General features: G+C 36.2%; 9 protein-coding genes. 4 read left to right on the top strand and 5 right to left on the bottom strand.

From position 1 onward, the window contains the following. Window position 1: 1 nt before the first annotated feature. The 3 genes from K350_RS0125670 to K350_RS0125660 are packed head-to-tail and all read right to left on the bottom strand — an operon-like array spanning window position 2 to window position 5331. Complete coding sequence (locus tag K350_RS0125670) at window positions 2-1318, bottom strand: lysine N(6)-hydroxylase/L-ornithine N(5)-oxygenase family protein (RefSeq protein ID WP_028982367.1); 1317 nt, start codon at window positions 1316-1318, stop codon at window positions 2-4. Continuing rightward, on the bottom strand, window positions 1311-3773 hold the full coding sequence (locus tag K350_RS30405; RefSeq protein ID WP_051313696.1) for a GNAT family N-acetyltransferase: 2463 nt from the start codon (window positions 3771-3773) through the stop codon (window positions 1311-1313). The genes K350_RS0125670 and K350_RS30405 overlap by 8 nt, the downstream gene beginning before the upstream one ends. After that, a complete protein-coding gene (locus tag K350_RS0125660; protein WP_245598699.1) occupies window positions 3745-5331 on the bottom strand; it encodes a pyridoxal phosphate-dependent decarboxylase family protein in 1587 nt (528 codons plus the stop codon). Before K350_RS0125660 ends, K350_RS30405 begins: the two co-directional genes overlap by 29 nt. A gap of 182 nt (window positions 5332-5513) precedes the next feature. On the opposite strand from K350_RS0125660, the gene K350_RS31730 reads away from it, so the two are divergent. Further along, entirely contained in the window at window positions 5514-6509 is a 996-nt protein-coding gene (locus tag K350_RS31730; protein ID WP_028982365.1) for an AraC family transcriptional regulator, read from the top strand. Window positions 6510-6764: 255 nt separating this feature from the next. Here the strand turns inward: K350_RS31730 and K350_RS0125650 are convergent, their stop codons facing one another. Continuing rightward, on the bottom strand, window positions 6765-7538 hold the full coding sequence (locus K350_RS0125650; protein WP_162144213.1) for a DUF4397 domain-containing protein: 774 nt from the start codon (window positions 7536-7538) through the stop codon (window positions 6765-6767). A gap of 176 nt (window positions 7539-7714) precedes the next feature. Between K350_RS0125650 and K350_RS0125645 the strand changes: the two genes are divergently transcribed. After that, window positions 7715-10048, top strand: a complete 2334-nt coding sequence (locus tag K350_RS0125645; protein ID WP_028982363.1) for a TonB-dependent receptor — start codon at window positions 7715-7717, stop codon at window positions 10046-10048. Between the two features lie 2 nt (window positions 10049-10050). Next, entirely contained in the window at window positions 10051-11430 is a 1380-nt protein-coding gene (locus K350_RS0125640; RefSeq protein ID WP_028982362.1) for a PepSY-associated TM helix domain-containing protein, read from the top strand. A 99-nt stretch (window positions 11431-11529) separates the two neighbouring features. On the opposite strand, the gene K350_RS30395 is transcribed toward K350_RS0125640, so the two are convergent. Continuing rightward, window positions 11530-11946, bottom strand: a complete 417-nt coding sequence (locus K350_RS30395; protein WP_051313694.1) for a LexA family protein — start codon at window positions 11944-11946, stop codon at window positions 11530-11532. A 203-nt stretch (window positions 11947-12149) separates the two neighbouring features. Here K350_RS30395 and K350_RS30390 point away from each other — a divergent pair, with 203 nt between their 5' ends. After that, window positions 12150-13556, top strand: a complete 1407-nt coding sequence (locus tag K350_RS30390) for an exonuclease domain-containing protein (protein WP_081671147.1) — start codon at window positions 12150-12152, stop codon at window positions 13554-13556. Window positions 13557-13562: the final 6 nt, after the last annotated feature.

Here is a 13562-nt window from a genome sequence, read left to right as displayed (position 1 = left end):
TTTATATAACAGACTCATTCATTACTGCCATAGCAGAGGCCGAGAATGACTGGAATGCGATTTGTTTCTCTACAGCATATATTTCTTTACCTGCAATAGCATTTATAATCCTGGCATTCCGATATGCGCCCATGCCCAAATCTGGAGTTACGAATCCATGTGTATGCAGTTCAGCATTCTGGACAAATATTTCAATACCTTTATGGTCTATTGAATAATTCCTATTTATATCAAACCTGCCTGAATTATCCCACTTAATTCTGTCATGAACCGGTCTGATGCAGTCTGGAATTCTGTACTTATAACCAGTAGCAAGAATTATAGCATCAGTTTCCAATTCTGTATCCTGATCAGTCTGAACATGCTTGAAGAAAAGTGTTTTCTTATTCATTACAGATGTAGTGATAGCTTTTAATTCATGGCTTGGTTTAATACTTACAGGAATAGGTCCTTCCAGAGTCAGATGATAAAGGGTGTCGTATATTTCATTGATCAGATCGTAGTTGATTCCTTTATAAAGCATGCTCTGTTTATTCAATACATCTGTTCTTTTATCAGGAGGCAATGAATAAAAATGGTCTACATATTCAGGAGAGGTAAGCTCAAGTGTAAGTTTGGAATATTCCAGAGGAAAGAGCCTGTCGGGCCTTGTGTACCAGTTTAGTTCCTGTTCTTTAAATGAAATATTATTAAGCAGATCATGAAATATCTCTGCTGCACTTTGCCCTGATCCTATGATAGTGATAGATTTCTGTTTTAGAATTTCATTTTTTTTGAACAAGTATTCTGAAGTATGAAAAGTATTTTCCAGTTTTTTATTTTTAACAAAAGCAGGAATAAACGGAGAAGTACCCGTTCCGATTACTAACTTTGGTGTATGGTAGATACTTTCTTTATCTGTGTTGTTTTTCTTAACTATCACAGTATATAAATTTTCTTTTTGATCAAATGTGACAGCCTCTACAGTATGTCCAAAGACGCATTCAGGAAGCTGCCTGCATGCCCATTTGCAATACATATTGTATTCTTTTCTCAGGATAAAAAAGTCTTCTTTGATATAAAATTTATAAATCCTGTTGTTCATTTTCTGATAGTTCAAAAAGCTGAATGGGTTGCATGGATCTGCCATTGAGACAAGATCAGCAAGAAAAGGAACCTGAAGTGTAGCATTGTCAAGCATCATTCCAGGATGCCAGTCAAATTCGGTATTACTATCAAAGAATATTCCACGTAAACCTGGTTTACCATGAGTTAAAGCGGCAAGGCCCAAATTAAACGGACCTATACCTATTCCTATAAAATCAAAATGGTTATTCATTTTCCTGATTTAATGGTATTGATGAATGAACATTTATGTCGCAATTGGGGAATCTTTCTTTATACCATTCCCTTGTACAAAAAGTAAGGTTTGAAGTTTTGTGAGGCATCGCAATTACCTTTTGCAGTTTAAAACCTAGTCTGGTAACCAGGATATGCATCGGCTTGGCATTAATGTCTGCTTCACCGATGCATTTTCCCACCTCTGGCTGACTGAAGATAAATTCCATTGTGACTTGCCCTACCGGCATTGTAAATTTTTTGTTTTTATCTGTTGGTGCTATCAGAAGATGCGCGCCATAGTCCCCGGGAAGTGATTCATAATATTTTCCTACTGTATCTCTCATTGGCCAGTATGGTTCCAGTGTAAATGTTGGTTCACCGTTAATCATTCCAATAAATCCATTCGAGTGATCGGCATCTTTAAGCATTATATAGAAGGCTTCCAGGTCTCGTATAGGTCCATCCATTTTCCAGAATGCTTTTGTATGCTCCTGGTTGAACCAGTCATGTACCATCTCCAGATCCCTGGATAAGTCAAATGGTCTAAGCGTTATTTCAATTCCGAGATCAGGGAAATCTTTCTTGAAAGAAAGACTGTTGATGTCGGGTTTAATTATGTTTTTTGAAAAATACCGGAAAACAAGAGGGTTGGGGTAATCCACGTATTCAGCAGGATTTTCAATAGGTGCACGAGCTTCGTCTTTATTCCCCAATGTTGTAAGGAGGTTTCCTTTCGCAGTCCAGTCTCTGGTATAAAGGAGGTATTCCACTAGCCCTGTTGTGTCTTCTATCTGAAGTGCTTCCAGTTCCTTTATTAATATTTTAATGAGATGTTCTTCATTGGCAAGACCATTTGATCCGAATGCGCCAATGATTCCGAATATATTATTGATAAGGAGATAGTAGGTGTACTTTGGGTGAATATACTCTTCAGGAATAATGGACTGGCTGGTTTCACCAAGGTCAGGAAGTAGGAAATGAAGTTCTTCTGCTTTTCCTTCCCTGAAAAAGTATCCCTGATTGTCTCGGAAGTACAACTGTTTAGGGAATCCTATACTATCCAGCTCTACCATAATATTTTGCTGGTGTGCTTCACAGGCAAGTCCAAAACGATTATATATTCTTATCAATGGCACAAGGCTTATCCGCAGGTACTTTTTCAACCATTCTTTTGCGAGGTCTTCTGTTGATCTTTTGGTTCTTAGCGCTTCACTTTTGATGATTACAGATAATCTGGAACCCTGCCCAAGCAGGCCATCCTGAGTTAGTGCAGCAATAGGAGTAACATTCTTCTCTGCACCATCTCCTTTTTGGAAGATATTTTTTCTTATTACAGTATTAAAACCTTCAATGAAATTTCCATCAAGATTTTTTACTGCAATGAATCCTGGATCGGTAACGAATATTATTTCAGGGAAATCATCTTTTAATTGTTCTCCCCAGGTTGTATGCATAAGTCTACTTATATCATAGCCTCTATACAACTCTCTTTCAAGGTTTACACGCTCTGAATTGGTTATTTTTACGTGTAGTGAAAATTTAAACATGAACTCACTGTAAGCATTATACACTGTTCTTACAGAAGAGGTGGCTGTGTATTCAGGTCCGAAAGGCCCGACATAAATGAGTTTACCTGCTTCTATAAGTTTGATTACATCAGCTTGTTTTAGCAAATGTAAAGCTTCCCATGGATGTATAGGCAGAAGCTTTTTGTCATTGTGAAGATTTATAAATCCTTTTGTTTTTGGAGAAGTCCTTGGATCGTCTATTAATGAAGTTCTTATCTTTTGAGTTATATCTATGGTATAAGTGCTTTTTTCCACAACTAATTCCGGATCGGCAAGGAAGTAATGTAGTTGAAAGCTATTGCGCATTTCAGGAGTATACAGACCAAGTTCTTTTCTGCTGAAACCCATTCGGCTTTTTGATACCGGGTGAAGTTGATGTCCCAATAGCATTGATTGCTCGGCCTTAATAAAGGGTATTGAAAGGTTGTTTAGCTCTCCCAGAATATTGTCATGTAGGGCCTCTTCGAGGAAAATGGCAGTATTGGTAATGCTGTCGTTAATTCTTTCAAGCAGAAGATTTTGATGAGAGCTGTTGCCTAGCTCATTTGCTATAAGAGAAAGAAATGACGCAATGCTTATTTCAGATATTACATCTGTTTCTGTATTTCTTTCTATTATGGGGAATTTATATAAATGTCTGCCTGTCGCTGAATAGTATGTGAGTGGGCAATACACTTCATTTCTTGATTCAGGAAAAAGAATTTTTATCCATTTATCATGATTTACTTTTAAGAAGTAATCTCTTAAAGTCTGATCATACTTAGGCATGTAGAAGAATCTGTGCCAGTTTTTATACTCTCTTAGAAAGCAATTTAAAAGGGCTGTAAAATTTATTTCTTCTGATATATGCTCAATCTTAGTTGTTCTTTGCATAGTCGCATCCATAGAGTTTAATTAGTGTCAGTATATTTTTTATATCATCAATGGTTGTTTCGGGATTTAAAATTGTAAATTTCAAATACACCTCTTTATTTACCTTAGTGCTTGCTATTAAGGCTTTTCCGGATTCAAACATTTTCTTTCTGATATAGGCATTGATGGCATTCAGCGATATATCATTTACACCATATGGATTGTATCTGAAAAGAATTGTGCTGATTTCCGGATAGTTGAGTAGCTCGAGCTCTTTGTCTTTTTCTATTGATTTTGCAGCTTTCGCAGCAAGTTCGATAATGGCATCGATATAGCTTCCAAGAGTTTCTTTTCCCATAAGACGAAGCGTAAACCATAATTTTAATGCATCAAATCTCCTTGTCGTCTGAATAGACTTATTAACCTGATTAGGATATCCATCCTTTTCATGTTCTTTGGGGTTCAGATAATCTGCATGGTGAGTAATGTGTTCAAAAGAAGCTCCGTTTCTTACCAGTAAAGCGCTTGAGCTAACGGGCTGGAAGAAGGCTTTATGATAATCAACAGTAACCGAGTCCGCATGCTCAATACCATTGATCAGGTATTTGTATTTATCAGAAAGTAGCAATCCGCATCCATAAGCTGCATCCACATGAAACCATAGTTGATGTCTGGTGGCGAACGATCCAATCTCTTCAAGTGGGTCTATACTTCCGAAATCTGTTGTACCGGCAGTAGCAACAATTGCGATGGGAATATTGCCTGCTGCTTTTTCATTATCAACACACTCCTGAAGTGCTTTAATATCTAACTGATATTGCTTGTTAGTTTTAACTGGTACAATAGCTTGCTCTCCGAGGCCTAGCAAAATAGCAGCTTTACGCAAGCTGAAATGACTTTTTTCAGAGCAGAAAATTCTGAACTTGCTAGCTTCAGTTGGAAGTCCTTCTTTTTTTACATCCCATTGAAGTTTGTGCTTCAGGAAGTAATCTCTTGCGAGCATCATTCCCATGAGATTTGATTGGGTACCACCACTCGTAAATACTCCATCAGCTAGTGGTCCTAATCCTAGTTCTTTGCACGTCCATTCAATTAATTTCATTTCCATTAAAGTACCGCCTGCACTTTGGTCCCAGGTATCGAGAGAGGAGTTTAATGAGCTAACTATAACTTCAGCCGCAAGTGCCGGAATTAGTATAGGGCAGTTAAGATGTGCAATGTATTGAGGCAAGTGAAATAGGATAGCGTGCTTCGTATATATATCATCCACTTCAGCAAGGACTGCGTCCAGGCTTGTAAGGGGAATATTCAGGTCAATGTCATTTACTTTAGGTCTTAATAGAGCAGGAGTCACTCCTGAAAAAGGCTTATGAGAACTTCTAAGGTGATTGGATATGTAATCAGTAACCTTTATGATGGTTTTTTCATAATGCTGGATGTTGGATTCTTTATGGTTGAATATATTTAGATCGTTTGCTTTCGGACGGACAAACATCGTCTGGAGGGTCTTTTTTACCTTTGTAATCATACTCTGAGGATTTTTTTCAAAGGTATTTCTGCTTTGGCTGATCGAATGTGCTATTGTGGACATTTTATAGGCTAAAAAGTATAATCTTGTAAAAATACAATTGATGTGTTGTGTCCTATTCATGTTTTATCTACATAAAAATCATTTTTATTTAATTTTTTTTGACTTTAAAACATATAATATGCTAAATTAGACCTTTAATTATATTTAGACTATTTATAAATAACTATAAATTGTACATTTTTATGAAAGTTTTTAGCATTCATGATTTTCTAAAAAGCCTTCAGACAATCGGAGCAACTGTATATTCTTTTAATCAACATTATAGCAAGCTTCAGATAAAGAGGAAAGATGTATGTGGTGATATTTATGGTTATCAGATTGACAATGGTGTGGTAATGGCGATTCATGATCTGGAGATCTCCCAGCCACTTTGTTTTCCATCATTAAGTCAGGAAGAATATTTTAAAATAAGTTTTTTCATAGAAGGTGATTTCAGGATGACCAATTCTGTCTCAGGAAAATCTCAGGAGATACAAGGCGGAACCTGCAGAGGTTTCTTCTTTCGTAGTAAAGGCATCAATAGGGTTTATCCTAAAAAGAAAAAGATAGTTTCAGTTGATCTGGGAATAAGGTTAGGGTTATTAAAAGAAGTATTAAAGAATCTTCCATCCAGCAAGATAAATCTTAAGATGATACAGTTGATTGATTCTTTTCAGAACATATCCATATTGGGAAGAATTCCTCCTAATATCAATAAAATTCTAACAGAGATCCTTCAAAATAAAGAGTCTGATTTTGCTCAGTTGCTTGTTATCAGGGCAAAGGTTTTTGAGTTGTTGGCAGAGTTGATGAAGTTATCGGATTCTTTTATCTGGGAGAATAATCAAAGTAATTTTCTTTCTGAAAAAGATCTTCAAAAGTTATTCAAAGCAAGGGAATATCTGGAAGACAATATCAGTAATCCTCCAACTTTAAAAGAACTTTCAAAGATTGTTTGTTTGAATGAGTTTAAACTGAAAAAAGGATTTAAAGAATGTTTTCAATCCACTGTTCACAACTACCTCGTGGATCGCAGGCTGTGTGCTTCATGCACATTGCTTAAGAAAAGTGATTGTCCTATCAGTCAGATTGCCTATGATATCGGCTATCAATGTCCAAGCAAGTTTATACATTCATTCAGAAAGAGATTTGGGGTGACACCTGGCCAGTTCAGAAAGCAAAATGGGCAACTTGTTTAAGTTTCGTAGAGACGCCATGCATGGCGTCTCACTATCCATAGGCATGGCATTAAATTAATCATTAGACAATAAATTATAGATTTATTTTGTTGCTCTTGCCCAAACCGTTGCTTTCAGGGTACTAAGCATGATTGGAAATTGGCTGGCTCATTGAACAGCCAAGCAACTGAAGAATTTATATTGAAGCAATTTTTGATAAATAAAAAAGCCACTTCATTTCTGAAGCGTCTTTCAAAGTATGGATTGGTTGAATTTTTATTGTTGTATTTGCGACTCATGTTCAATGATAGCTGAAGAAGCATTGCTATCTTGTCCGAATACAACTATGCTATAGTGCTTATTTAGACTACCAGAAAATGTTACAGGTGCTTCATAGTAAATTGTCTTTCCGCCAAGTCTGTAAATAATACCTGAAACATTATACTCTTTAGTATCTTCGGAACCTGATTTAATAGCTCTCCATTGTGCTGCAGCGCCAGCAGTATATTCTGTAAATGCACTTGATTTTCCATAAGCCACATATTCGTGAGCACCTGCTTGTGTAGCCCAAAGTTTATATGATGGATAATAAGCCTGCATGGAAAGAGAATCATTTCCTGCTTTGAATAAATTTACAAATCTGTAAGAGAATTTTGTTAAAGGATCACTTACATTTCCAAAGTCGTCATTCAAAACCTCAATCTTAGGAGCAGCGACAGTTCCGCTTAATAGTACAGTGTAATATTTATCTTTTTCAATCTTTAAATCAAAAGAAGTATTTGTTCCTCCTGCCGAAACTGTCAATTTCTGATTACTTTCAGAGACCTTGATATACTTGGAATATGCTTTTGTTGCTAAATCTGTAAGAACTTCGTTTCCAAACTTAAACTGAGTATTTACTGAACCATCAGAAAGTCCGTTTACGAAAAGTATACTAGTGTTTTTTGGTAGAGTGTCAGGCGTAGGTGTATCTTTTTTCTCTTCTTTACATGAAGTGAATAAAAATACCTGAAGCGCAAATAGTAAGACAATATTTTTTAAAATTCTCATAAATTTTTTTGACAAAATAAGCATAACACCCACTTGACTTAGTAGTCCATTTGGTATTAAAAATATGCCTATCGGTATTTTAAAAAATCCTGAATGGCCTATTTAACCTCCTGTTTTTCCTATTCGGCCTATTCTTATTATTTGTAATTATGTGTTTGTTATGTGATAATTCTTTTATGCTAAAGTTTGTACTTCATCTGCTGATTCTAACAGCTTTTTTATTTTTTGGTAATTTTTCATTTGCTCAAAAATCAATTTCCGGAACTATAATTTCTGATGGCGGTCCTGTTCCTTTTGCCGTACTGGAATTAAGTGCCAGTAGTGGATCAAGGCAAGCTCTGGCAGATGATAAAGGTAGCTTCCGTTTTAATGATCTTACTGATAGCTCTTGCATTCTCACTGTTATGTCAGTTGGCTTTGCGATCTACAAAGAAACTGTTTATGCTGGTTCCGTTCTTGTTATTCATCTGAAATCCGAAGAGATCAAAGAGGTAGTTGTTTACGCCAGCCGCATAGGTAAAAGGGAAGAAGAGGTGGTATCTGTTTCTGTTCTAACAGAAAAAGAACTTCAGCGGCAGTCTACAATCAATAATAATCTTAACGATATTTTGAGTAAAACGACTCCAGGTATTGCTCAGAGTACGGAATCATCCAGCAACTATGGACAGGGAATAAGAGGAAGGGATATGTTGGTCATGCTGGATGGTGTGCCTCAATCGACTCCTATTCGCAGCGCTTCCAGAGAGTTGAAGTCTCTTGATATATCTTCAATAGGCGAAGTTGAAATTGTCAGAAGTGCTACAGCTGTCTATGGGCATGGTGCTACAGGAGGTGTGATTAACTTCACTTCAAAGAGTCCTAAGTTTAAAAATGATACTGTATGCTTTACAACTTCTGTTTCTGGGAATTCTTCTTTTGTCTTTAATAATGACGCCATTCAGAAAAAGGATCCATTGGGGGGAAGAATTTTTCAACAGATTATAGGTAGGGCTGGCAGATTCAACTTTCTTGCCAATGGAGCTTATGAACATATTGGGAAATACTATGATGCACAGGGGGATCTTATTCCTGTTGATCCATTGGGGCAGGGAGGTGCAGCGAATACAAACAATTTAAGTTTACTCGGAAAAGTTGGTTATGAAATCAATAATAAGGCAGGTATAGAACTGAAAGGGATGTATTTTAATAGCATTCAGAAGCCTGGATTTATAAGTATGGGTGGTGAATACAGAGTTCAGAAAGCAGGTACACAGTTTGGAAATGTTTATGATGATCAGTTAGGTACTGCAACTAAAAACCTTAGTTTCACTTTGCGATATTATAATGAAGAAATATTCAGCAGTACATCATTTAAGGTTTTAGCTTACCTTCAGAATAATTTTGCCCGTTTTCCTTATGAGCATTCATCAACATATTTCCCTCCTTTGGATAGCGTCAGAAGATCAGCACAGAGTTATATTTCATCCGATAAAATGGGTATTCGGATGGACTTTAAAACTGAACTGCCTAAGTTGGTCAGAAGTTCTCTTACTTATGGTGTAGATCTGGTAGAAGACAATACATTTCAGAAGCTTACAGATGGCAGGATCTGGGTGCCAGGTATCAGGCAGTATAACCTTGCTCCGTTCTTGCAAGCCAAAATAGTTCCTGTAAAAAAACTTGTACTTCGAGCAGGGCTAAGGAATGAAACAGTTATCCTTAAAGTAAATGATTACAAACAGTTGAGGTCAGGTGAGATGGTGCAGGGTGGTACACTCACTTACAATAAATGGCTTTTTAATGCAGGTGTCAGGTATAATCTGCATAAATTGTTCAGTCCTTATATTTCGTACGGACAAGGCTTTGCCACAACAGAAGTGGGACGGGAGCTGAGAGGTACTGCTGCTAAAGCTGTGACAGATTTAAAACCTAAGCCGCAAGTGGTTAATAACTATGAGTTCGGTTGGGATATGGGCCATGCAGATCTTACGGTTCAAACTGCTGTTTTCTACAATACCTCACAATATGGTGTCACAATCTTTGGAACTTCATTTGATGTTCAAAGAGCGCCTGAAAGAATTTATGGAGTAGAGTCAGTTGTGGATTATAGTTTAAAAAGATGGCATATCAATGCATCTGTTTCTTATGCAGAAGGAAAAAGTGATCCTGATGGAGATGGCAGAATTACTGATTATCTATTGGGTTCTCGTATTGCTCCTTTAAAGCTTACAGGAAGTGTATTCTGTAAAGTGACCAAAAAGATGGATGTTGGTCTTCAGGGACTTTATTCCGGAAATAGAAATCGCTTTGAAGGACAACCCGGAGGATTTGGTACAGGCAAGGTTACAGACTATTATCTTGTGGATTTAATGGTAAACTATGCTATATGGAAAGGTACTTTCAGTATTGGCATAAACAACCTTTTTAATAAATTATATTTTCCTCCAATTTCTCAATGGGCAGGTTCCGGAAGTACCTATGTAATCGGAAGGGGACGAACCATTAACTTTACATATACGATCAACTACTAATAATGCCTATCAGAAATATAGATGTATTCAAAGTCCATTCATGGGCAGGAATCATTGCAGGAATTGGATTACTTATCATCTCTCTTTCAGGATCGATTCTATGCTTTAAGCATGTTCTGGAAGAAGTATTGCATCCTGAATTATATAATGCAAAGTATCTCTCTGCCCCTTTAGCTTCAGATATGTATGCCGAACTAAATAAGCAATATCCGGAATGGTGCGTTACAACTCTTTATCTTCCACAAGAAAAAAAGCAGGTTTACAGAGCTCATCTTATTAATAGAAACAATGCTGATAATAAAAGAAAAGTTTATCTGGATCCTCAAACTATGAAATGGCAGGTTATGAAACATGACCCCATTAATTTTGCTGAAGACCTGCATTACTACCTTTTATTACCAAGATATCCAGGATTAATAGTTACGTTTATATTCAGTATCGGCCTTTGTGTTGCAGTGGTTTCAGGAGCATACATTTATCGTAAGAAACTGCTTCAGATCCTTTCATTAAAATTTAAGAATCTAAAGAACTGGCATAATTCCATTGGTATGTTATCTCTGTTTTTTAATGCACTGATGGCAACTACAGCATTATTAATTACGCTTTCAGGAGTGATAGGAGGGCCGCGTGGTTCTTCATTTTATCAGACAAATTTACCTAAAAGCTTTGACCTAAATATGCTTGAGGTTGAAGCGAAAAAAGCCAATCCGGATAAATATGAACCCATCAAAAATATTTCCTTTCTTTCAGGAAGAACTATGTTCCACTTTCAACACAATGATGGAAAGAACGGAGCTCTTGGCGCTTATCATAGAGTGTTTCTTCACCCAGAAACAGGTAAAGTACTTTCAGTAGGTGGAAAGAATGAGACACATCTAATGAGAGCATTGAATAGTAGTGTCTCTTTTCATTTTGGAGATTTTTCTGGATTGGTGCTGAATATAATTTATTCAATTGGAGGAATTCTTATTTCTATCCTAACTATTTCAGGTGGCATGATTTGGTTGAAAAGAACCAGAGGAGAAATGAAACCTAAAAAGTCGAAGAAGGAGCAAGCAAATTTTGAATATAAGTTCAGTCGATATTTTAAAAAAGGATTTAAAGCATTTGGATTGCTGCTGCCATTTATGATAGGAGGAGGAGCCGCATGGGGAATATTTGCTGGAAACATTGTGTTAAGTGCATTATACTTTACCACCTTGTTGTTGTTTCCGTTAATTCTTAACTACATTATTATTCTGATACTATGGGTTCCAATAGGAACAGTAATGTTAGTTAAGAAGACAAAAGCGTATAAATTTAGAATATACAATGCAGCATCTACTGCACTTTTTGCTGGAGCTTTAATTTGGTATTTATTGATGTGGTATTTGAAATTTTAAAAAGGATAACATTACTGAATTTTTAATAAAAGAGGTATAAAAACAAAAGGGGCATTTGCATGCCCCTTGTTGTCTGTCAAAAAAAGTAACCAACTTTTTTTACACCTTGTGAATTATAAAATTCACGACACCCCAAATTGTTAAATCCATTGTATCTGTAATTTCGACTGGCTTTTCAGCATTGTCAGAAAAAAGGTACAGCTTATTTTGATGTTTTCCAACCCTTTTTAAAACCATTTCTCCGTTAATTATTGCAATTACCATAGAATTCTGGCCGGGTTCTTCTTTTCGGTCTACTACTAAAAGATCACCTTCTGTGACCCCGGGCAATTGAAGGTTGTTACCCTTTATACGGACATAAAACGTCGAGGACGGATTTTTAATGATAAGATTCTCCAGATTTTTTTCTTTTTCATTTTCGGATACTCTTATCGACTGATTTACAGTTTTTTCATTAAAAATAGCCTCTTCTATTTTTAATGAAATCCTCTGGTCATTTGCAGATATTCTTAGCATGTCCGTTAATTATTTTAGCAAATATATGTACGTTTTGCTAAATAATTTAGTTTTGGTGAAAATATTTTTTTTAACTTTGAGTCGTTAATCGGGAAGCTTTAATAATTGAAAAAACGGGTTGTCCTGCTTGTCTGTTCTAAGAATTTTATATTCCTCATTATCAAGTGCAGGAAGTAAAATGAGTTTAATTTAACAAAGATTTAATGCTTTTTGCAATCGTCGATATTGAAACAACGGGAGGGTATTCCGAAGGTAACAGGATTACTGAAATAGCTATAATTATTACAGATGGCTATAAAATAATAGACAGATTTGAATCACTTATAAATCCTGGTGTGCCGATTCCTCCTTTTATTACAGGACTTACGGGAATAGATAATTCCATGACTGATGATGCACCTTATTTTAATGAGCTGGCAGAGGAGATTCATGGTTATCTGAAGGACTGTATTTTTGTAGCACATAATGTTAGTTTCGATTTCAATTTTGTGAAGTCAGAACTTGCCGAAGCAGGCATTGAGTTCAAATCCAAAAAACTCTGCACTGTAAGATTAAGTAGGAAGATATTTCCTGGATTTCCATCTTACAGCCTAGGCAACTTATGCAGATTCTTAAATGTGGAAATTGAAAACAGACATAGGGCAGGTGGCGATGCTGAAGCAACTTATGAAGTATTCACAAAATTGGTAGCAAATGATTCGGAAGGATTTATTATTACTTCTTTAAAAGCCAATTCAAAAGAAACCACGCTTCCTCCAAATCTCGATAAGGATCAGTTTAATAACTTACCATCTCTTCCTGGTGTTTATTATTTTCATGATGAAAATGGTAAAGCTATTTATGTAGGCAAAGCGATTGATATCAAAAAACGCATTGCAGGACACTTTAGCTCCAGAAATTCAGCGGAAGAAAAACTTAGATTTTTTAATAATATTCATAGTATCTCTTTCGAACTTGCTGGCAACGAGTTAGTAGCTTTTCTGATGGAATCACATGAGATAAAAAGGCTCTGGCCGGCTTACAATAAAATACAGAAATTTCCGGAAGCTCAGTTTGGTATTTTTTCCTACTATGATCAAAATGGTTATCAACGGCTCAGCATAGGCAAAATACAGAAGACTGTCCCTTTATTTTCTTTTAACTATATGACTGATGCCAGAGACTTTCTATATGCTGCTGTCAGAGACTTTGATCTTTGTCCAAGATTGTCAGGACTTCAAACTACCAAAAAAGCTTGCGTGGATTACAGTCTGAAAGCCTGTAAAGGAGCCTGTGTAATGGAGGAATCTCCGGAAGATTATAACACAAAGGTAGAACATGCACTGGATGGAATGAAACAGGAAAAGCCCACATTTGCTATTATTGGGAAGGGTAGATCCCGATATGAAAATTCAGTAGTCCTTATTGAAGATGGAAAATACCAGGGTTTTGGCTTTGTAGAAGATAATACGCTTAATCATCTTGAGGATTTCAGAAACGTCATTACAAAACAAAAGGAAAGTAAGGATATCCAGAAAATTATAAATCAGTTTGTCTCAAAGCAAGAGAAGGGAAAATTGAAAGGATATAAATTTATTCCTCTCACATCTGATAAAATTCTTGTTGAATAGGAACGG

The organism is Sporocytophaga myxococcoides DSM 11118 (assembly GCF_000426725.1).
GTDB lineage: Bacteria > Bacteroidota > Bacteroidia > Cytophagales > Cytophagaceae > Sporocytophaga > Sporocytophaga myxococcoides.
This window is presented reverse-complemented; position numbering and strand designations above follow the sequence as displayed.

What these genes read in the sequence shown, in the direction of transcription:
- K350_RS0125650 (WP_162144213.1), bottom strand. Translation starts at nt 7,538, where the DNA reads ATGAGAATTTTAAAAAATATTGTCTTACTATTTGCGCTTCAGGTATTT.
- K350_RS0125640 (WP_028982362.1), top strand. Translation starts at nt 10,051, where the DNA reads ATGCCTATCAGAAATATAGATGTATTCAAAGTCCATTCATGGGCAGGA.
- K350_RS30405 (WP_051313696.1), bottom strand. Translation starts at nt 3,773, where the DNA reads ATGGATGCGACTATGCAAAGAACAACTAAGATTGAGCATATATCAGAA.
- K350_RS0125645 (WP_028982363.1), top strand. Translation starts at nt 7,715, where the DNA reads ATGCTAAAGTTTGTACTTCATCTGCTGATTCTAACAGCTTTTTTATTT.
- K350_RS0125670 (WP_028982367.1), bottom strand. Translation starts at nt 1,318, where the DNA reads ATGAATAACCATTTTGATTTTATAGGAATAGGTATAGGTCCGTTTAAT.
- K350_RS0125660 (WP_245598699.1), bottom strand. Translation starts at nt 5,331, where the DNA reads ATGTCCACAATAGCACATTCGATCAGCCAAAGCAGAAATACCTTTGAA.
- K350_RS30390 (WP_081671147.1), top strand. Translation starts at nt 12,150, where the DNA reads ATGCTTTTTGCAATCGTCGATATTGAAACAACGGGAGGGTATTCCGAA.
- K350_RS31730 (WP_028982365.1), top strand. Translation starts at nt 5,514, where the DNA reads ATGAAAGTTTTTAGCATTCATGATTTTCTAAAAAGCCTTCAGACAATC.
- K350_RS30395 (WP_051313694.1), bottom strand. Translation starts at nt 11,946, where the DNA reads ATGCTAAGAATATCTGCAAATGACCAGAGGATTTCATTAAAAATAGAA.